Origin of the sequence: Serratia sp. JKS000199 (assembly GCF_900215455.1) — a bacterium.
GTDB classification, from domain to species: domain Bacteria; phylum Pseudomonadota; class Gammaproteobacteria; order Enterobacterales; family Enterobacteriaceae; genus Serratia; species Serratia ureilytica.
Window position 1 is genome coordinate 3,471,749 of record NZ_LT907843.1, and the last position, 19,831, is coordinate 3,491,579.

Here is a 19,831-nt window from a genome sequence, read left to right on the forward strand (position 1 = left end):
GGCAGCGTCAGCGCGGTTCCTGCTCTTCGCTGTACTGGGTTTGCCACATGGCGGCGTAGCGGCCGTTCGCCGCCAACAGCGCCTCATGCCCCCCGCGCTCGACGATCTCCCCCGCCTCCAGCACGATGATCTCATCGGCGTCCACCACGGTGGAGAGCCGATGGGCTATCACCAGCGTGGTGTGGTTGCGGCTCACCTCGCGCAGGTGCCCCTGGATTTCGCGCTCGGTCTGGGTATCCAGCGCGCTGGTCGCCTCGTCGAACACCAGGATGGCCGGATTTTTCAGGATGGTGCGCGCGATCGCCACCCGCTGCTTTTCACCGCCCGACAGCTTCAGCCCACGCTCGCCCACCCGGGTGTCGTAACCGTCGGGCAGACCGACGATAAAATCATGGATATGCGCCAGCCGCGCCGCACGCTCGATTTCTTCATCGCTGGAGCCGGTTTTGCCATAGCCGATGTTGTAGCGCAGCGTATCGTTGAACAGCACCGTATCCTGCGGCACGATGCCGATCGCCTGCCGCAGACTGGCCTGGGTCAGTTGGCGAATGTCCTGGCCGTCGAGGGTAATGGCGCCGCCCTGCACGTCGTAAAAGCGAAACAGCAGGCGCGACAGCGTGGACTTGCCCGCGCCGGAGGCGCCGACCACCGCCACCGTGTGGCCCGCCGGAATGGTAAAGCTCACCTGCTTGAGGATCGGCCGACGCGTGTCGTAACCGAAGCTGACCGCGTCGAACCGCACTTCGCCGCGCTCGAGGCGCAGCGGCTGCGCATCCGGGCTATCGACGATCTCACGCTTTTCCTGCAGCAGATCGAACATGTTCTCCATGTCGATCAGCGCCTGGCGCACCTCCGAGTAGATAAAGCCGAAGAAGTTCAGCGGCTGGTACAGCTGCAGCAGGTAGGCGTTGACCAGCACGAAGTCGCCGACCGTCATCGTCCCCTGCGTAATGCCCTGCGCCGCCATGGCCATCATGACGATCAGCCCGATCGAGATAATGGCGGTTTGCCCCAGGTTGATCGCGGTAAAACTGAATTGGTTCTTGATGGCGGCGTATTCGTACAGCCGGCGCGACAGATCGAAGCGCTCAGCCTCGAACGCTTCATTGCCGAAGTACTTCACGGTCTCATAGTTCAGCAGGCTGTCGATGGATTTGCTGTTGGCGTCGGCGTTGGCCTTGTTGAGCTCGCGGCGAAAGCGGGTGCGCCAGCTCACCGCCAGCACGGTGAACAGGATGTAGCAGCCGACCGTGGTCAGGATCGCCAACGCGAACCAGCCGTTCAGCATATGCCACATGATCGCCGTGACCAGCGTCAGCTCGAACAGGATCGGCACGATGGAGAACAACAATCGCGACAGCACCGTGGACACCGCCTGGGTGCCGCGCTCGATAGACAACGACAGCCCGCCGGTCTGGCGCTCCAGATGGAAGCGCAGGCTCAGCGCATGCAGTTGGCGAAACACCCGCACGCCCAACAGGCGCGTGGCGTTCTGGCTGACGTGGATAAACATCACGTTGCGCAGTTCCTCAAACAGCGCGCCGCCCACCCGCGCCACGCCGTAGGCGACGATCAGCCCCAGCGGCACCGCCAGCATTTTCGCCGTCTCGCCGCTCAGCGCATCGACCATCGCTTTGTAGGCCAGCGGCACCAGCGTGGTGCTGACCTTGGCCGCCACCATGAACACGAAGGCCACCACCAAATACCCCCGCAGCCGCGGGTTGTCTTTCGGCCACAGATAGGGCAGCAGGAATTTCAGCAAGCGGGAACGATCCATCATGTAATATTCATCTTCTCGGTCGGGCTCGCGGCGCATGGCCGCGCGGGGGTTATGAGTTTGGCCTGGCCGGCGGCGAACGCCGCAGCCATTCCGTTTTCCTGCGATGGCAACTCAGCATCATCCGTCAGGAGAGGCGGCGGCGACTCGGGCAAAGTTCAGGCATGGAGGAGACAATCACATGACCCAGACGTATGCAAAGCGCTTTGCGCAGGTCTTTGACTATATCGACCGCCACCTGGACGAGGCGCTTACCGTCGACAAGCTGAGCGAAGTGGCCCATTTTTCGCGCTTTCACTTTCAACGCCAGTTTAGCGCGTATTGCGGCATCTCGGTGTGGCGTTATATCCAGTGGATGAGGCTTAAACGCGCCTCTTACCGCCTGGCGTATAACCCGCTGGAGCCGGTGATTGACATCGCGCTGGACGCCGGCTTTCAAAACCCGGAGTCCTTCAGCCGCGCCTTCAAACAGGCGTTCAGCCAAACGCCGAGCCAGTTTCGCAAACAGCCGGCCTGGATCGATTGGCAGCAGCGCTTTCCCGAACCGAAACACAGAAGGAAACACCCCATGAAGGTAGACATTGTCGACTGCCCGGCCACGCCGGTGGCGATGCTCGAACATCGCGGCCCGTCCGCGCTGGTCAATGAAACCGCCGCGCGCTTTATCGAGTGGCGTAAAACCAGCGGCCTGTCGCCGGTCAGAAGCAGCCGCACGTACGGCATCGCACCGCACGATCCGGCCACCACCGAAGCGCAGGACTTCCGCTTCTACCTCTGCGGGGAGGTCACGGCGCCGATCCCGGAGGACAACGCCTTCGGCGTGGTGAACAGCATGCTGCCGGCCGGACGCTGCGCGGTGCTGCGCCATCTCGGATCGCTGGATGGGCTCTCGGAAAGCGCCCGCTATCTCTACAGCGAGTGGTTGCCGGCCAGCGGCGAGGAGCTGCGCGACTTTCCGCTCTATTTCCACTACCACAACTTCGTGCACGAGGTAGCGGAATATGAACTGGTGACCGATCTTTATCTGCCGCTGAAATAGCTGACATCCGGCCCCGCAAGGAGCCGGATTGACGTTAACAGGACGGCGACGATCCCTGCGGCGGCAGATAGCGCTGCGGATCGAGCGCGGTGGCGCGGTAGCGGATCTGGAAATGCAGGAACACCGAATCGGTGCCGGTGCTGCCCATGGTGCCGATCTTCTGCCCCGCTTTCACATCCTGGCCATTGCGCACCAGCGTGGTGTCGTTGTGCGCATAGGCGGTAATAAAGTCTTCGCCGTGCTTAATCATGATCAGGTTGCCGTAGCCGCGCAGTTGGTTGCCAACGTACACCACTTTGCCCTTGGCGGAAGCATAGATCGGCTGGCCGCGTTTACCGGCGATGTCGATGCCCTTGTTGCCGCCATCGGCATTGGAGTACGCCTGCACGATCCGGCCGCTGGTCGGCCAGCGCCAGCAACGTGCGGCGCCCGGCGGCGGCGTTTGCTTGGCGATCGCGGCGGAAGACGAGGATGTTTTACGGCGCGTAGCGGCGGTTTTGGTCGGCGCGCCGCCGCTCAGCCGCAGTTTTTGCCCCACTTCCAGATTATAGGGCGGGCGTATCTTGTTGATTCTGGCCAGATCGCCGACTTCGCTGTCGGTGATCCAGGCGATGTAGTACAGCGTATCGCCCCGTTTGACGGTGTAGGACTTGCCGGTGTAGCTGCCCTTCGGCAGTTTGTCGTAGTCGCGGTTGTAGGTGTTTTTACCCGAACACCCGGCCAACAGCAGCCCCAATGTCAGACACACCGCGATGCGGCGCCACCTTGCCAGCTTGCTTCCTGTGCTCAAATCCTGTCCCCAATCGTCTTTTCGGTTCTGATACGCGTCAGCCGCACAGTGTAACATTTGCGCCGGGTCAGTCAAAAACCCCCAGACGGTCTATGCTAAACAGGTAAGGATGACTGATTAATTACCCAACGACGAAATGGAGTACTGTCATGTTGAACCTCGACCGCAATAATCTGCCCCTCCTGAGCGAAGAGCTGCTCAAAAAGCAACGCACCACCCTGCTGATCATCGCCTTCCTGCTGCTGGCGGGCGGCATACTGTGCCTGGTGAATCCTTTCGCCTCCGGCGCAGCGCTGAGCATCGTAGTGGGCATCCTGCTGCTGTTGAGCGGCGCCGGGCTGATTATCGCCATGATAGCCAACCGGGCGCAGAATACCTGGCCGATGATCGGCGGCATTCTGCTGGGCGTGGCCTACCTGATTATCGGCTATGTGTTCATCACCAGCCCGCTGGCGGGCATTCTGGCGCTGGCGGTCTACCTCGCCGTGCTGTTTGCGCTCGGCGGCATCGCGCGCCTGGCGGCAGGCTATATGCGCCGAGGCCTGCCGGGCAACTGGCTGCAGTTCGTCATCGGCGTGCTCGATTTGATCATCGCCTGGATGCTGATCGGCTCAGGCCCGGCGGCGTCGGTGACGCTGGTGACGGCGATCGTCGGCATCGAGATGCTGGTCAGTTCCTTTGCCCTGTTCCAGGCGGCGAATCTGTTTAAACGCGCCTGATCGTAACGGCCCGCCGACGGCGGGCCGCCATCCCCTCCCCATTTGCAAACAAAACAAGGCGATACCCCCTCAGCTTGTCCGTGGTTATCTTCATCGGTAAGTGCCAATATAGGCGAAGACAAGGGAGCTGAAACCGATGACAACCCATTCCAAACCGTTGAACTCGCGGGAAGTCTGCCTGCAATTACGCCACTTCAACCAGGTAATCGGGCAACAATGCCGCAATATGGCGCGCCAAAAAACCGCTTGCCCGTGCTGCCTGACGGACATCGCCACCGGCTGCGACGCCGGTATCAAACTGTGTGGACAGCAGTTGGCCAAACCCAACCCGCAAACCCCGTTATTCCGGCAGATTCGCAACCTGCTGCTCGACCTGCGCGCAGAAGCGATAGGGGTTCACAGAATAGACGTCCTGAACCGCACCAATAACGAAATCTCCTGGCTGTTGCGCGAGCTTTATTTCGAGACATTCTGAACACGAGGGCCGCGCGCCCATCGCTTGATACCTGCCGGTGCGGGCAAGATGCCGCGCCGTTTCACCGCCGCACCAGCCGACTTTTCGCCACGTTATCTTTTTGCGCTCTCCCCACTTTACGACCGCCATCACACCTCGCCAACCCCACATTGCGTTGGTTATAGAGTCGTCTACAATTCAATCGAATTACCCCCTACAACATCAGAAATTATTATTATTAGAGGTGATTATGTTACAGAAACACGAAAACGTAATAAGTATGACTGTACTAAGCCCGCAAGCCACCCAAGAGCTGATGCCCTCATTTTCTTCCTTGCCCCACACGCAACATGCCGACGGCAAATATCGCCTGCGCCGTTATTCCGTCGTGAAATACCTCAACCCCAACATCGCCGAAGTGGGGCCGCGTACCTTCATGCAGTCGGATCAGATCAACCATTTCCAGGGCAACGTGGTGCGCCGCTTCGAGCCTATCGACAGCGCCGTGCTGCAGAGCGCCGGCATGGCGGAGATGTGCAACCTGTTTGCCGAAAATAACGAACTGCCGGAAGGCGCCGAGATAGAGATCCACCAGATGCGCGTGGTCGCCATCCAAAAAGATACGCTGGTGGCGCCGGAAGGCATTCACCAGGACGGTTTCGACCATATCGCGATGATCGCCATTCACCGCCACAATATCGTCGGCGGCGAAATCATGCTGTACGACGACAGCCGCCACGATCCTTTCTTCAAAAAAGCGCTGGCCGACGGTGAAGCCGTGCTGTTGGCGGACAGCAAACTGTGGCACAACGCCACGCCGATCAATACCGTAAGCCCGAATGAAGAAGGCTATCTGGATCTCTTCGTCCTCACCGCTCGGGGAGAGAAAGCATGACCTTTACCCCCGAGCTCGCCCGACGCCAGTTCAGCGCCCTGTCCCGGCAGATCGACGGCAAACCGGCGATCTTTTTCGATGGCCCCGGCGGTGCGCAAGTTTCCCGGGCCGTGCTGGAAAAAATGACCGACTATCTGGGGAAGTACAACGCCAACCTGGGCGGGCACTACTTCTCCAGCCGGGTTACCGGCGAGGTGATGGGCCAGGCGCGCGAATCGGTGCGCGCCTTGTTAAATGCGCCGTCGCCCGACAACATCGTCTTCGGCATGAACATGACCACGCTGACCTTTCATCTCAGCCGCATCATCAGTCGCGATTGGCGGGACGGCGATGAGGTCATCGTCACCGCGCTGGATCACTACGCCAACGTCTCCAGCTGGCAGCAGGCCGCCGCCGACAAAGGCGCCGTGGTGCATCAGATAGCGCTGGAGAGCGCCGATTGTTCTCTCGACGCGGCAAAAGTGTGCGCGCGCATCAACGCCAACACGCGTCTGGTGGCGGTCAGCTACGCGTCCAACGTCACCGGCAGCATCGTCGATATCAAAACCATCGTTGAAGCCGCGCATCGGGTGGGCGCGCAGGTGTATGTCGACGCCGTTCATTACGCGCCGCATAACCTTATCGACGTGCAGGCGTTGGGATGTGACTTCCTGGTGTGCTCCGCCTACAAATTCTTTGGCCCGCACGTCGGCATGGCCTACATCGCGCCGCAGTGGCTGCAGCGCCTGCGGCCGTATAAAGTCGAGCCGGCCACCGACGTCGGCCCCGGCCGTTTCGAGACTGGCACGCAAAGCTTCGAAGCGCTGGCCGGCGTCGCGGCCGCTATCGAGTATCTGGCGCAGTGGGGCGCGCCGGGCGCACCGTTAAGGCAGCGTTTGCAGGAGAGCTTCGCCGCCTACCACCGGCATGAAGAGGCGCTGTGCCGCCACTTTTTGCAACGGCTGCAGCAACTCGACGGCGTGCGACTCTATGGCAATCCCCAGGCGGACAGCGCGCGCCGCACGCCGACCTTCGCCCTGACCTTCAGCGGCCATACGCCAGACGCGATCGCCCGTCACCTCGGGCAGCACAACATCTGCGCCGGCAGCGGGCATTTCTATGCGCTGGGCCTGGTTAGGCAACTGGGGCTGCAGGACGGCGGCGTGCTGCGCATCGGCATGATGCACTACAACACCCTTGATGAGATCGATACGCTGTTTGAAATACTCGCCAAGGAGATCCTCGGTTAATGCGCCATAACGGCCCGACCGGTTTTCCGGCGGGCCACACAGCATAAATAGCCGTGCGTGTCGCCGGAGGCGTTAAACGTGAATAACGCTCCCCCTGTTTGAGGGGTTGGGTAGAATAGGCGGGATTTTTTTGAAAAGGGATTTTTACGTTGAGAAAATATGCCGTTATCACCGCCGCGTTGATGATGTCTTCCTGCGCTACGCCGGAAAAGTGGGAAGCGCAAACGGCGGCTCCGACACCCCTTGAAGCCGCCAGAGCAAGCTGCCGACAAGAAGCCGAACAACGCTATCCCGTGAGCCTGTCTTTAGACACCCGCTCGCCTGTATTCTCCTCCATGAATATCAACGGTGCGGATATCCCCAATACTCACGGCGTCGTTTTTCCTTCGGACCGTAATGAAATGCGCAGAAAAGAACACGTTAATGCCTGCATGAAATTGGAGGGATGGGAAAATAAGAATAAGGTGACGGGGTTATTGGCCTTTTTATTTAACTAACGGCAACGTGAATTATTCGGAATTACCGCACAGAGACAGCGGTAATTCCGCTCTATAGAGCGGCGTCGGCCTCCTGCGCCAGCCCGACTATTTTGCTACGATATTACAGTCACCACCTTTCCTCCATTCAGGGCGATAATCAAACAAATGGAATAAATCAATTTATGAGTGAGAAAGACACCTCCTTAAATAAGCCGCAAAGCCATATCAACAAAGCGGTATTCTTCACCTCTGCAGTCCTCATTTTTCTTCTGGTCGCCTTCGCCGCCTTTTTCCCCGACGTCGCTGACAAAAACTTCAAGCTTCTGCAGCAACAAATCTTCACCAACGCCAGCTGGTTTTATATTTTGGCCGTGGCGCTCATATTGCTCAGCGTGACGTTTCTGGGGCTTTCTCGTTACGGCGACATCAAACTTGGCCCCGATCATGCGCAACCCGATTTTCGCTATCACTCCTGGTTTGCCATGCTGTTTTCGGCGGGGATGGGCATTGGTCTGATGTTCTTCGGCGTGGCAGAACCGGTTATGCACTATCTCTCGCCGCCGGTCGGCACGCCCGAGAGCATCGAGGCGGCCAAACAGGCCATGCGCCTGACCTTTTTCCACTGGGGGCTGCATGCCTGGGCGATCTACGCCATCGTGGCGTTGATTCTGGCCTTCTTCAGCTATCGGCATGGCCTGCCGTTGACCCTGCGCTCCGCGCTTTATCCGATCATCGGCGATCGCATTTATGGCCCTATCGGCCACGCCGTCGATATCTTCGCCGTCATCGGCACCGTATTCGGGGTCGCGACCTCGCTGGGTTATGGCGTATTGCAGGTCAACGCCGGGCTTAACCACCTGTTTGGCGTGCCAATCAACGAAACCGTTCAGGTGATATTAATCGTGGTGATTACCGGGCTGGCCACCATTTCCGTGGTTTCCGGGCTGGAGAAGGGCATACGCTTTCTGTCGGAGCTGAACCTCAGCCTGGCGCTGTTGCTCCTGGCCTTGGTCTTGCTGTTGGGGCCAACCGTTTTGCTGTTGAAATCCTTTGTGGAAAATACCGGCGGCTATCTGTCCGAGCTGGTCAGCAAAACCTTCAACCTGTATGCCTATGAACCCAAATCCAGCAACTGGCTAGGCGGATGGACGCTGCTCTACTGGGGGTGGTGGCTCTCCTGGTCGCCTTTCGTCGGGATGTTCATCGCACGGGTTTCCCGCGGCCGAACCATCCGCGAATTTGTCACGGGCGTGCTGTTCGTCCCGGCCGGCTTCACCCTCATGTGGATGACCGTGTTCGGCAACAGCGCCATTTACCTCATCATGGAAAAGGGCGCGACAGATCTCGCCACTACGGTACAACAAGACGTGGCCTTGGCGTTGTTTAACTTCCTGGAGCATTTCCCATTCTCCAGCGTGCTTTCGTTTATCGCCATGGCGATGGTTATCGTCTTTTTTGTCACGTCCGCCGACTCCGGCGCCATGGTCGTGGATACGCTGGCTTCGGGCGGCTCCAGCAACACGCCGGTATGGCAACGCATTTTCTGGGCGTCGCTGATGGGCATCGTCGCCATCGCCTTGCTGATCGCCGGGGGGCTCAGCGCGCTGCAAACCGTCACCATCGCCAGCGCGCTGCCTTTCTCGGCCATCTTGCTGATATCCATTTACGGTTTGCTTAAGGCGCTGCGTCGCGATCTGACCAAGCGCGACAGCCAGAATATGGCCACCATCGCCCCTACCGCCGCCCGCAATCCTATCCCCTGGCAGCGCAGGCTGCGTAATATCGCTTATCTGCCAAAGCGCTCGCTGGTTAAGCGCTTTATGGACGAAGTCATCCAGTCGGCCATGACGCTGGTGCAGGAGGAGCTGAGTAAGCAAGGCACGCTCAGCAGCATCAACACCGGCGCGGAAGATCGCATTCGTTTCGAGGTTGATTTAGGCGATGAGCTTAACTTTATCTATGAAGTCAGACTGCGCGGCTACAGCTCGCCGACCTTCGCCCTGGCCGGGCTGGATAATGATGAACAGCAAGCCGAGCAGCACAAATATTATCGCGCGGAGATCTACCTGAAAGAAGGCGGCCAGAACTACGATGTCATGGGCTGGAATCAGGAGCAGTTGATCAACGATATTCTCGACCAGTACGAAAAGCATCTGCATTTCTTGCATCTGGTGCGCTGAATGCCGACATGCCGTCCCCAGGGGCGGCATTTTTTTGCCCTGCTTTCTTCACCACGGCGCTGACACAAGTTTGGGTCGCCGTTCACCTCGTTTATTCCCCCTAGGGAAGGACATAATCCATCGTGTAGCGGTGCGCGCCTTGGTCGATCTCGATCGTCATCGATCCACTCAATTGCGTCAGCTCACCCGTCCCGGAATCGGGGACGACCGTCAACTGCAGCGACGAAACCCCACGGTTCATGGTGCCGCTGTGCTGTAACACGAAGCTGCCCTTGTGGCCATGCAAGGTCCCCGTTACGCGCTCCATTGCCACATAACCGGCAGAGCCATGCGCATCCATGCGTACAGCCAGCATTTCTCCGAGGCTGGCCGCAGTCAGGTCACCATGAAATTGCTTATCAATCGTCATCCGACTGAGCTTGGCCGTCTCAATTTCGGCCGTTGCGGTTTGCGGCGTCAATTTGATGTCGAATGTTCCTGTCGCATGCATTTTACAAACCCCTTTGTTAAGGTTGATGACACAGACGCATCGGTGCGCGCTGCGTTCCTGGCAATGGCCGCGGCAAAGATTAAACGCGCCCATACAGATCAATCTGTCGAGTTATAAAATCGTCATTATCTTCCAGCAGCTATCGCGGCGCATAACGCGGCGCGAAGACATATGTGAATGTATCAGGAGCGACCAGGTAGATGATTGCAAAAACGCGACAAGTCGCCCCGCATGACGGTAGCTCAAGATGACGGCCGGGAATGCCAAACCGCGCGGAGTGCTGCATCCGCAGCCGACGCAAAGTCAGTTTATACACGAGCGCCACTCGCCATCAGCTGCGTTGGCCGATCTGGTCGAGCACTACTGGTGCGTGCGCTGGGATCTGCGGGAGTTACCGCCTCAGCGGCAAGCGACGCTGCCCCACCCCAACGTGCATCTGGTGATCGAACGGAATGAATCATACGTTTACGGCGTTCACACCGATCGCTTCGAGCGGCTCCTTGAAGGGCGAGGCTTCGCCTTTGGCATCAAGTTTAAGCCGGGCGGCTTCCATCCCTTTCTGCAAGCGCCCATATCGACGCTCGCGAACCGCTCGATGCCTGCGCAGACCGTGTTTGGCGCTGATTGCCAGTCGCTGGCGACGCGTATCGCCACGTGCGCTACGACGAGTGCGATGACGCTCGTGGCGGAGGCTTTCCTGCTGGCGCGGCGGCCCCAACCCGATCCTAACGTCGCGCGAGCGAACAGGCTCGTGGCCGCTATCGCCGACAACCTTGGCATAACGTCGGTAAACCAATTGCTGGGCACTGCGGCGATAGACAAACGCGCGCTACAGAGGCTATTTCATAAGTACGTAGGCGTCGGCCCCAAATGGGTGATCCAACGCTATCGTCTGCATGAAGCCATCGCGCAACTGCAGGCTCACGCGCCGCGCGATTGGAGCAGGCTGGCGCTGGAATTGGGCTATTTTGATCAGGCCCATTTCGCTCGCGATTTTCGCGCTCTGGTGGGCCAGTCGCCCAGCGAGTATGTCAGGTCCCTGCACGCGGAGAATAACGGCATACAGGCGGCCTTTGCCAAACGCTGACCTGCTTTATTGAGAGACAAGGCGCAATGTCAGAATGACTTCGGCGAGATGAGTGCCAGAGGCTGAAACGGGAAATAACGCGTGCTGTGAACGTGTAAGACGAAGGAGTAAACGGGCTTGGAGCGGGTGAAGGGAATCGAACCCTCGTATGCAGCTTGGGAAGCTGCCGTTACTCCATCTCTACATTGTACTTTTCTTGTAACTGATCCTGTGAGAATACAGGAACAGAATCATGGCGACCAAGGGTAATCAATATCTATACCAAAACAGGGACGGCATTTGGATCTTTCAGGTGTTTGTCCCAAAGTACATGCGGGCAATCTGCGATGGGAAACGCGCCTTCAGGAAAAGCACTGGAACACGGGATTTGGTGCAAGCGCGTAATTTTCGTGACCACATGATCATTGAGTTCAACAAGATCAAAAATCAGCTTAAATCTGATACGCCTGAAATCCGTGTTCAATGAGGCATTGCCGCCATTCATTCTTTTACCGGAACACAGCCAAAAAGAACGGCGGTTATTCCACCCACAACGACAAATAAGCCACAACTTGAGCAGGCTCCTCTTGCCTTAGCTACGGTTAGGGACGAGTACCTAGCGGAATATCAGGACAAGCGTCAGCTTGCCACACTGTCTAAAACACTACTCAGCGTTAACCTATTTCTTGAAGCTGTTGGCGAGCCAAATATCGCACTGAAGGAGATACGAAGAACACAGGTTTCTGGTTTCATCAAGGAACAGAAGCGGCAGAAGTCCTCTCAGATCGTCCAAAACTACCTATCAAGCCTTTCGGCAGTTTATGAGTACGCCCGGCGCTGTTATGACGATCTCCCTGCTGATTGCCCTTTCAAAGGCCATGCGTTGGAGGCTAAGTCCACTGTCGAAAGCTACGAACCCTTTACTATTGAAGACACAACAAAACTGCTAAACGCGGCAGACGATGAACTGAGGGATGTGATCTTAATCGGACTGTATCAGGGGATGAGGTTAGATGAGATCTGTAGCATCAGGTGCGTCGATGTGATCAGCGATGGCGGCGGGCTATCGCTCCACATTAACAAGAGCAAGACAAAAGCGGGCATTCGCACAATTCCGGTGCATTCGCTCATTGTTGGAGTAATAGAGAAGTACCTGAGCAGGGGTAATGAATATCTATTGCCTAGCGCAAACAGCGTTACTCGGAGCGATGGGAAGAAAGCGCCGTATTTTAGTCAGAAATTCACACGCTTGAGAAATCGTGTCTTGCCTGCTGCAAGCGATAGGCAGTGTTTCCATAGCTTGAGGGGAATGTTCATCACCTGTTTGGACAGGCAGAACATAGACGACAGCAGGATAGCCGCACTTGTGGGCCACACACAGAAAACCATAGCAAAACAGGTCTACAGCCGAGGGGCCTGGCTGGATGATTTAAGAAAGATCATAGAGTTGGTGGATTATGATGGGTTGCCCCACCAAAACGAGTAAACTTTTTCAGAAATGGAGCGCCCCAGGGGCGCTCCATTGAGTATAAATGTAACTACGGTTTTTTCTTTTGAGGCCTCGGATAGTTGATAGTTTCCGTAACCGTAGTTTTGGGGTTTTTCTTAACTTCTTTCTCAGTCACAAATTGTCCAGTAATCGCACTACGACCAACTTTGCGTTTTGACATCGATACAACCTCACTCAGATATTTGGTGAGAAGGCGGAATAATCCGCCCTCATTGTTTAGTCTCTTTTAACCAGCCTTCGAAGGCTTATCGTAAGACGCCATCATGCCGTCGTTATAACCTTTGGCATACGCTGCCTTAGGGCTTTTATGACGAACGGTCCCCGCTTGGCTTTCAGGTAGAGAATCTAGGTCAACCCAAGCTTGCGAACTGCGTTTAAAGCCTTGTTGCAAGCCTTGTTCATAAGCGCAACCGCAGCACTTATGACGACCTTCCCCCCCCTGATCGTCAGGAAGTGATGTAAACAACTGTGAGTACCGATGACGGTTATAGCAAATTGCCATGTTGTAGAACCTTAGCCCTTTGGGCACAAAATGGTTTTACAAGGCCCGTCTATGCTGTCTACAATCCGATTTATCGAATGTAAGAAAGTAGCTAGCTGACGGTTAACTAAGAGTCGCCAAACTCTTAGAGGCCTTGCTTCTAGGAAAGCCGAGTTCACAATGTGGATTCGGCTTTTTTATTGCCAAGGAGTTTCAAAACACTATATGTAGTGCCCCTTCATTCCTTGGGTAACAAGATAGTGAGAAAAAACGGCGTTTGCAAGTGAACAAAATCGACCTAATTTGTGGATAAGTTGGGAGTGGAATACAACTTGCAGCACCTAACCGCGCGCCGCAACTGGTTAATCCAGCTTGTCAATATTTAAGATAGAATTTTACTAACTTACTGAAAAAACCGATCGTTTGGCGATTTATTAAGCTGCATGAATCAAATTGCATAAATACAGTTAAATGTCATTTAATAGCCAGCTAATAGTAACAAATAAAGATAAAAGCAAGATTGAATGTATAAAAAATAACCTGAAATGTACCGTAGTCCTCCTGCCCCCTCTTCAGTGCACGTCCAAATAAGAGATTAATTTATCCAGTAAAAACAGTATATTGACGTTTTTGTTATGCGTTCTAACGAAATTTATGTGGGGTGTGTTGCTAGGCCAATTTCATTGCCGCTGTTGGTGTAAAGGATGCAAAGGATGCAAAGGATGCAAAGAGGTTGGAGATTAGAGAGTAATTCTCATCAGATTCAGCCCCGTCATAACTTGGCGGGGTTTTTTATTGCCTGGAATTTCCCCATAGCAGCCATAAAACCCCGTTGGTGGTAACACACAAAGCGGAGCGACAGCATCAGTGATCTACTCATAGCAAAGACTTATCAGGATAACCGTGTATCCCATTAGGGAAGCGTGGCCGAAACGCTGGCAGAGCCTGCATATCGTGTGCAGGGACGAAAACCACCATGAACCTGTTTAGAGACATCGGGCTTAAATGCGCCTTGCTATGAGCTTTCTGTGAGTATTTAGAGCCTACGGCGGGGCTAAGTTTTCTTGTTTTGCTATCGCGGTAAGACATTGGAACGACCGCCGACGGTTTGATATGCACACAGATCAACCACACACCAAACAGTGACAGTTACGGGTGTAGTTCAATGGGGCTAAAAGCATTGTAGGTGAGAAACCAACTATGCTGGAAGCGCTTATAAATCAATTATTTGATTTATAAGGAAATTTTGGAGCGGGTGAAGGGAATCGAACCCTCGTATGCAGCTTGGGAAGCTGCCGTTCTACCATTGAACTACACCCGCATCGGTGTGCGACAGGCATTATAACCGGTTATCGGCGGCGGGCAAGCGGAGATGGCGCGTAACTGTCGATGTTTTAAGCGGTTAAGTCCCGCAGACGAAAAAAAACCGGCGCAGTTGCCCGCACCGGTTGTTGCACGCTAAACGCGATTATTTCTGCGGGCGCATCGCCGGGAACAGAATCACGTCGCGGATGGTGTGGCTGTTGGTGAACAGCATCACCATACGGTCGATGCCGATGCCCAGACCGGCGGTCGGCGGCAGGCCGTGCTCCAGCGCGGTGACGTAGTCTTCGTCGTAGAACATCGCTTCGTCGTCGCCGGCGTCTTTGGCGTTCACCTGATCGGCGAAGCGCTGCGCCTGGTCTTCGGCGTCGTTCAGCTCGGAGAAGCCGTTGCCGATTTCACGGCCGCCGATGAAGAACTCGAAGCGGTCGGTGATTTCCGGGTTCACGTCGTTGCGGCGCGCCAGCGGCGACACTTCAGCCGGGTACTCGGTGATGAAGGTCGGCTGAATCAGATGGCTTTCCGCCACTTCTTCGAAGATCTCGGTCACGACGCGGCCCAGGCCCCAGCTCTTCTCAACCTTGATGCCGATGGATTCAGCGATGGCCACCGCTTTGCCCATGTCGGCCAGGTCAGCCAGATCGGTTTCCGGACGGTATTTCTTGATCGCCTCGGTCATGGTCAGCTTCTCGAACGGCTTGCCGAAGTCGAACACTTCGTCGCCGTACTGCACCTGAGAGGTGCCCAGCACTTTCTCGGTCAGGGTGCGGAACAGCGTCTCGGTCAGCTCGATCAGGTCTTTGTAATCCGCGTAAGCCATGTAGAGTTCCATCATGGTGAACTCTGGGTTGTGACGCGGAGAAACGCCTTCGTTACGGAAGTTGCGGTTGATTTCGAACACGCGCTCAAAGCCGCCGACCACCAGACGCTTCAGATACAGTTCCGGCGCGATGCGCAGGTACATGTCGATATCCAGCGCATTGTGGTGGGTGATGAACGGACGCGCCGACGCGCCGCCCGGGATCACCTGCATCATCGGGGTTTCGACTTCCATGAAGCCGCGTTCCACCATGAAGTTACGGATAGCTGACATCACCTGAGAACGCACCTTGAAGGTGTTGCGCGATTCTTCGTTGGCGATCAGATCCAGGTAACGCTGGCGGTAACGGGTTTCCTGATCCGCCAGGCCGTGGAATTTGTCCGGCAGCGGACGCAGCGCTTTGGTCAGCAGACGCAGTTCGGTGCAGTGGATCGACAGTTCGCCGGTCTTAGTTTTGAACAGCTTGCCGCGCGCGCCGAGGATATCGCCCAGGTCCCACTTCTTGAACTGCTCGTTGTACACGCCTTCAGCCAGATCGTCGCGCGCGACGTACAGTTGAATGCGGCCGCCCACGTCCTGCAGCGTAACGAAGGATGCCTTGCCCATAATGCGGCGGGTCATCATGCGGCCGGCGACGGTCACTTCTACGCCCAGCGCTTCCAGCTCTTCGTTGTCTTTATCGCCGTACGCGGCGTGCAGTTTGTCGGAGGTGGAGTCGCGACGGAAGTCGTTCGGGAACGCAATGCCGTTCTCACGCAGGCCGGCCAGTTTCTCGCGACGGGACTGCAGTTCGTTATTGAGATCCAGCGCCTGATCGGCGCCCTGTACTTGTTGTTCAGACATTTCTATTCCTCATAACCCGGCTTTCAAACTTGCCTCAATGAATTTATCCAGGTCGCCATCCAGTACGGCCTGCGTGTTACGCGTTTCGACGTTGGTGCGCAAATCCTTGATGCGGGAGTCATCCAGCACGTAAGAACGGATTTGGCTGCCCCAGCCGATGTCGGACTTGTTGTCTTCCATCGTCTGCTTATCAGCATTTTTCTTTTGCATCTCAAACTCGTACAGCTTGGCTCGCAGCTGTTTAAACGCTTGATCCTTGTTCTTATGCTGAGAACGGTCGTTCTGGCACTGCACCACGATGTTGGTTGGCAGGTGAGTAATACGTACGGCGGATTCGGTTTTGTTGACGTGCTGACCGCCCGCACCGGAGGCGCGGTACACGTCGATACGCAGATCCGCCGGGTTGATTTCGATATCGATATCGTCGTCGACTTCCGGGTAGATGAACACCGAGCTGAACGAGGTATGGCGACGGCCGCCGGAGTCGAACGGGCTCTTGCGCACCAGGCGATGCACGCCGGTTTCAGTGCGCAACCAGCCGAACGCGTAGTCGCCGATGATCTTGATGGTGGCAGACTTCAGGCCCGCGACGTCGCCGTCGGACTCTTCGATCACTTCGGTCTTGAAGCCCTTGGCTTCGGCCCAGCGCAGGTACATGCGCAGCAGCATGCTGGCCCAGTCTTGCGCTTCGGTGCCGCCGGAACCGGCCTGGATATCCAGGTAGCAGTCGGCGCTGTCGTATTCGCCGGAGAACATGCGGCGGAATTCCAACTGATCCAGCTTGCTCATCAGTTGATCCAGCTCGGCGACCGCTTCGTTGAAGGTTTCTTCATCGTCGGCTTCCACAGCCAGTTCCAGCAGCCCGCCGACGTCTTCGCCGCCCTGCTCCAGCTGATCGATGGTTTCAACGATGGCTTCCAGCGCGGCGCGCTCTTTACCGAGCGCCTGTGCGCGCTCCGGCTCGTTCCAAACGTCCGGCTGTTCCAGCTCGGCGTTGACTTCTTCTAGGCGTTCCTTCTTGGCATCATAGTCAAAGATACCCCCTAAGAACCGCAGTCCGCTCGGACAGGTCCTGAATTCGGTTTTTTACCGGGTTAATTTCAAACATGGTTTCGTTCTTTTACGTTGATGTCGTCGATGGCGGAATGCCATTGGAACCGCTAATTCTAACGGATCCGGGCGGCAGTTTATAGCGAGTTGGTCAGTTTTTGTGGCGATCGGGAAGGATGCAGGGGATTGGAGAGCCCAATCCCCGAATTGTGTTCAATTTCGCCTCAGCGCGGCCAAAGATGCTGGATCAGCAGCTGCACGTTGCGGTTGCCGCGAAACTCGTTGACGTCGAGCTTGTAGGCCAGTTCGACCTCGCGCACGCTGCTGTCCGGCCACAGCGTGGTGTCCACGTTGAACGCGATGCCGTCGAGCAGCGGGCCGCCGCCGAGCGGTTCCACCATCAGCTTCAGGTGTTTTTCGCCCACCAGCCGCTGCTGCAGAATGCGGAACTTGCCGTCGAAGGTCGGTTCCGGGAACGCCTGGCCCCACGGGCCGCCCTCGCGCAGCAGCTCCGCCGTGGCCAGCGATAGCTCCTGCATCGCCAGTTCGCCATCGGACCAGATCACCCCTTCCAACATCGCCGGATCGAGCCATTCGCCCACCAGCTCGCCGAAACGCTGGCGGAACTCGTCGAATTTGGCCTCTTCCAGCGACAGCCCGGCCGCCATCGCGTGGCCGCCGAACTTCATCATCAGCCCGGGGTTCAGCATATCCAGCCGCTCCAGCGCGTCGCGCATGTGCAAGCCGGGCACCGAACGGCCGGAGCCTTTCAGGATGCCGTCGCCCGCCGGCGCGAAAGCGATCACCGGACGGTGGAAACGCTCTTTGATGCGCGAAGCGAGGATGCCCACCACGCCCTGATGCCATTCCGGATGATACATCGCCAGCCCGTAAGGCAGCTCGGTGCTGGTGCGCTCCAGCTGATCGCACAGCTGCAGGGCTTCCACCTGCATGCCCTGCTCTATCTCGCGTCGCGTCTGGTTCAGCGCATCGAGATCGTTGGCCAGCATGCGCGCCTGCGCGATGTCGTCGCTCAGCAGCAGCGCCACACCGATCGACATGTCGTCCAGCCTGCCGGCGGCGTTGAGCCGCGGGCCGAGGGCGAAACCGAGATCGTTGGCCGCCAGTTGGCGGGCGTCGCGGTTGGCCACTTCGAGCAGCGCGCGGATGCCCGGTCGGCATTTGCCGGCGCGAATACGGTTTAACCCCTGATACACCAGAATGCGGTTGTTGGCGTCCAGCGGCACCACGTCGGCCACGGTGCCGAGCGCCACCAGATCCAGCAGTTCCGCCAGATTCGGCATCGCCAGCGCGCGCTGCTCGAACCAGCCGCTGTCCCGCAGCCGGGCGCGCAGCGCCAGCATCAGGTAGAACGCCACGCCTACCCCCGCCAGCGATTTGGACGGGAAGGCGCAGCCGCGCAGGTTGGGGTTAACAATCGCTTCAGCCGCCGGCAGGGTCTCGCCCGGCAGGTGGTGATCGGTCACCAGCACCTGCATGCCTTTGGCGTGCGCCACGTCGACGCCGGCGTGGGAGGAGATGCCGTTATCGACGGTAACAATGAGTTCTGCGCCGCGCGCCGCCGCCTGCTCCACCACTTCGGGGCTCAGGCCGTAACCGTCTTCGAAACGGTTAGGCACCAGATAATCGACGGCTGCGCCGCCCATGCTGCGCAGCGCCAGCACCGTCAGCGCGGTGCTGGTGGCGCCATCGGCGTCGAAATCGCCCACCACCATGATGCGGCGACCGTCGGCCAGCGCTTGCTGCAACAGGCTGACGGCGTCGTCGATGCCGTCCAGCTGTTGCCAGGGCAGCATGCCCTTAACGCCGCGCTCCAGCTCTTGCTCAGCCTGCACGCCGCGCAGGGCGTAAAGCCGACGCAGAAGCGGCGGCAAACTGGCGGGCAGATGCGTGTCGTCCGCCGCCGGGCGGCGGCGTAGTTGCGTTTTGATACTCACCGGCGATTAACCACCGGCTTTGGTGGCGGCCTGATGCGCGTCCAGCATGGCGGCCATCTCTTTCGGCCCCTGATAGCCCGGGATCATCATGCCGTTTTCCAGGATGATGGCCGGCGTGCCCTGAATGCCGAACTGCACGCCCAGCTCGTAATGCTTGCTGATGTCGGTTTTGCAGGTCGCCGGAGAAACGGCGTCGCCCTTCATGGCGGCGTCGAACGCCTTGGCCTTGTCGGCGGTGCACCAGATCGACTGCATGTCTTTTTCAGCCTGGGAAGCCAGCCCCTGGCGCGGGAACGCCAGGTAACGCACCGTAATGCCCAGGTCGTTGTACTCTTTCATCTGCTGATGCAGTTTGTGGCAGTAACCGCAGGTGATATCGGTGAACACGGTGATCACGTGTTTCTCTTTCGGCGCTTTGTAAACGATCATCTGATCTTTCAGCGCTTCCATCTTGGTGCTCAGCAGTTGGTTGGTCACGTTGACCGGCTCTTTGCCGCTGACGTCGAACAGCGGGCCCTGCAGGATGTGCTTGCCGTCTTCGGAGGCGTACAGCACGCCGCTGTCGGTCAGCACGGTTTTCAGACCGTTGACCGGCGAAGGCTGCACGTCCGCCTGCTGAATGCCCAGGCTGGCGAGCGCTTTTTTGATCGCCGCGTCATCGGCATGGGCGGCGCCGGCCACCGAAGCCACCAGCAGAGAGAGCAGCATTAAACCTTTTTTCATTGTTC

General features: G+C 57.5%; 17 protein-coding genes and 1 tRNA gene. 10 read left to right on the plus strand and 8 right to left on the minus strand.

All coding sequences use genetic code 11. The annotated features are described in order from the left end of the window. Positions 1-7: 7 nt before the first annotated feature. Complete coding sequence (locus CPH57_RS16565) at positions 8-1,777, minus strand: ABC transporter ATP-binding protein/permease (protein WP_033644936.1); 1,770 nt, start codon at positions 1,775-1,777, stop codon at positions 8-10. 181 nt (positions 1,778-1,958) lie between these two features. On the opposite strand from CPH57_RS16565, the gene CPH57_RS16570 reads away from it, so the two are divergent. Continuing rightward, a complete protein-coding gene (locus tag CPH57_RS16570) occupies positions 1,959-2,816 on the plus strand; it encodes a GyrI-like domain-containing protein (RefSeq protein ID WP_033652160.1) in 858 nt (285 codons plus the stop codon). Positions 2,817-2,850: 34 nt separating this feature from the next. On the opposite strand, the gene actS is transcribed toward CPH57_RS16570, so the two are convergent. Continuing rightward, positions 2,851-3,606: an amidase activator ActS gene (actS, locus tag CPH57_RS16575; protein WP_033644792.1), complete on the minus strand. Its 756-nt coding sequence runs from the start codon at positions 3,604-3,606 to the stop codon at positions 2,851-2,853. 149 nt (positions 3,607-3,755) lie between these two features. Here actS and CPH57_RS16580 point away from each other — a divergent pair, with 149 nt between their 5' ends. The 6 genes from CPH57_RS16580 (at position 3,756) to CPH57_RS16605 (ending at position 9,562) form a co-directional block, all read left to right on the plus strand. After that, positions 3,756-4,325, plus strand: coding sequence for an HdeD family acid-resistance protein (locus tag CPH57_RS16580; protein WP_033644791.1), 570 nt, complete (start codon positions 3,756-3,758; stop codon positions 4,323-4,325). A gap of 136 nt (positions 4,326-4,461) precedes the next feature. After that, positions 4,462-4,800, plus strand: a complete 339-nt coding sequence (locus tag CPH57_RS16585) for a hypothetical protein (RefSeq protein ID WP_033644790.1) — start codon at positions 4,462-4,464, stop codon at positions 4,798-4,800. Positions 4,801-5,059: 259 nt separating this feature from the next. After that, positions 5,060-5,674, plus strand: coding sequence for a 2OG-Fe dioxygenase family protein (locus CPH57_RS16590; protein WP_223524591.1), 615 nt, complete (start codon positions 5,060-5,062; stop codon positions 5,672-5,674). Then, positions 5,671-6,903 carry a cysteine desulfurase-like protein gene (locus CPH57_RS16595; protein WP_047573807.1) on the plus strand — a complete coding sequence of 411 codons (1,233 nt, stop codon included), beginning with the start codon at positions 5,671-5,673 and terminating at the stop codon, positions 6,901-6,903. Before CPH57_RS16590 ends, CPH57_RS16595 begins: the two co-directional genes overlap by 4 nt. Positions 6,904-7,052: 149 nt before the next feature. After that, entirely contained in the window at positions 7,053-7,400 is a 348-nt protein-coding gene (locus CPH57_RS16600) for a hypothetical protein (RefSeq protein WP_052752701.1), read from the plus strand. Positions 7,401-7,564: 164 nt separating this feature from the next. Then, positions 7,565-9,562, plus strand: a complete 1,998-nt coding sequence (locus tag CPH57_RS16605; protein WP_096242570.1) for a choline BCCT transporter BetT — start codon at positions 7,565-7,567, stop codon at positions 9,560-9,562. Between the two features lie 100 nt (positions 9,563-9,662). Here CPH57_RS16605 and CPH57_RS16610 read toward each other — a convergent pair whose 3' ends face one another. Further along, entirely contained in the window at positions 9,663-10,052 is a 390-nt protein-coding gene (locus tag CPH57_RS16610) for a DUF3224 domain-containing protein (protein WP_096242571.1), read from the minus strand. 247 nt (positions 10,053-10,299) lie between these two features. Here CPH57_RS16610 and CPH57_RS16615 point away from each other — a divergent pair, with 247 nt between their 5' ends. From CPH57_RS16615 to CPH57_RS24720, 3 genes are all read left to right on the plus strand, one after another. Beyond that, positions 10,300-11,139 carry a helix-turn-helix domain-containing protein gene (locus tag CPH57_RS16615; protein ID WP_089195126.1) on the plus strand — a complete coding sequence of 280 codons (840 nt, stop codon included), beginning with the start codon at positions 10,300-10,302 and terminating at the stop codon, positions 11,137-11,139. Between the two features lie 232 nt (positions 11,140-11,371). Next, positions 11,372-11,605: a DUF6538 domain-containing protein gene (locus CPH57_RS24715; RefSeq protein ID WP_231922811.1), complete on the plus strand. Its 234-nt coding sequence runs from the start codon at positions 11,372-11,374 to the stop codon at positions 11,603-11,605. A gap of 396 nt (positions 11,606-12,001) precedes the next feature. Further along, entirely contained in the window at positions 12,002-12,604 is a 603-nt protein-coding gene (locus tag CPH57_RS24720) for a tyrosine-type recombinase/integrase (protein WP_231922812.1), read from the plus strand. A 1,752-nt stretch (positions 12,605-14,356) separates the two neighbouring features. Here the strand turns inward: CPH57_RS24720 and CPH57_RS16630 are convergent. The 5 genes from CPH57_RS16630 to dsbC form a co-directional block, all read right to left on the minus strand. After that, a tRNA-Gly gene (locus tag CPH57_RS16630) sits at positions 14,357-14,430 on the minus strand. Between the two features lie 147 nt (positions 14,431-14,577). Further along, a complete protein-coding gene (gene lysS, locus CPH57_RS16635) occupies positions 14,578-16,095 on the minus strand; it encodes a lysine--tRNA ligase (protein WP_004931697.1) in 1,518 nt (505 codons plus the stop codon). Between the two features lie 9 nt (positions 16,096-16,104). Beyond that, positions 16,105-17,203, minus strand: a protein-coding gene (prfB, locus tag CPH57_RS16640) for a peptide chain release factor 2 (protein WP_096242572.1) whose coding sequence is annotated in 2 segments (ribosomal slippage) — positions 16,105-17,127 and positions 17,129-17,203 — 1,098 coding nt in all. Because the reading frame shifts where the segments join, the coding sequence is not laid out codon by codon here. A 166-nt stretch (positions 17,204-17,369) separates the two neighbouring features. After that, positions 17,370-19,103 (minus strand): single-stranded-DNA-specific exonuclease RecJ, encoded by a 1,734-nt coding sequence (gene recJ, locus CPH57_RS16645; protein ID WP_096242573.1) that lies wholly within the window; start codon positions 19,101-19,103, stop codon positions 17,370-17,372. Between the two features lie 6 nt (positions 19,104-19,109). Continuing rightward, complete coding sequence (gene dsbC / locus CPH57_RS16650) at positions 19,110-19,826, minus strand: bifunctional protein-disulfide isomerase/oxidoreductase DsbC (protein WP_042785306.1); 717 nt, start codon at positions 19,824-19,826, stop codon at positions 19,110-19,112. Between the last annotated feature and the right edge of the window lie 5 nt (positions 19,827-19,831).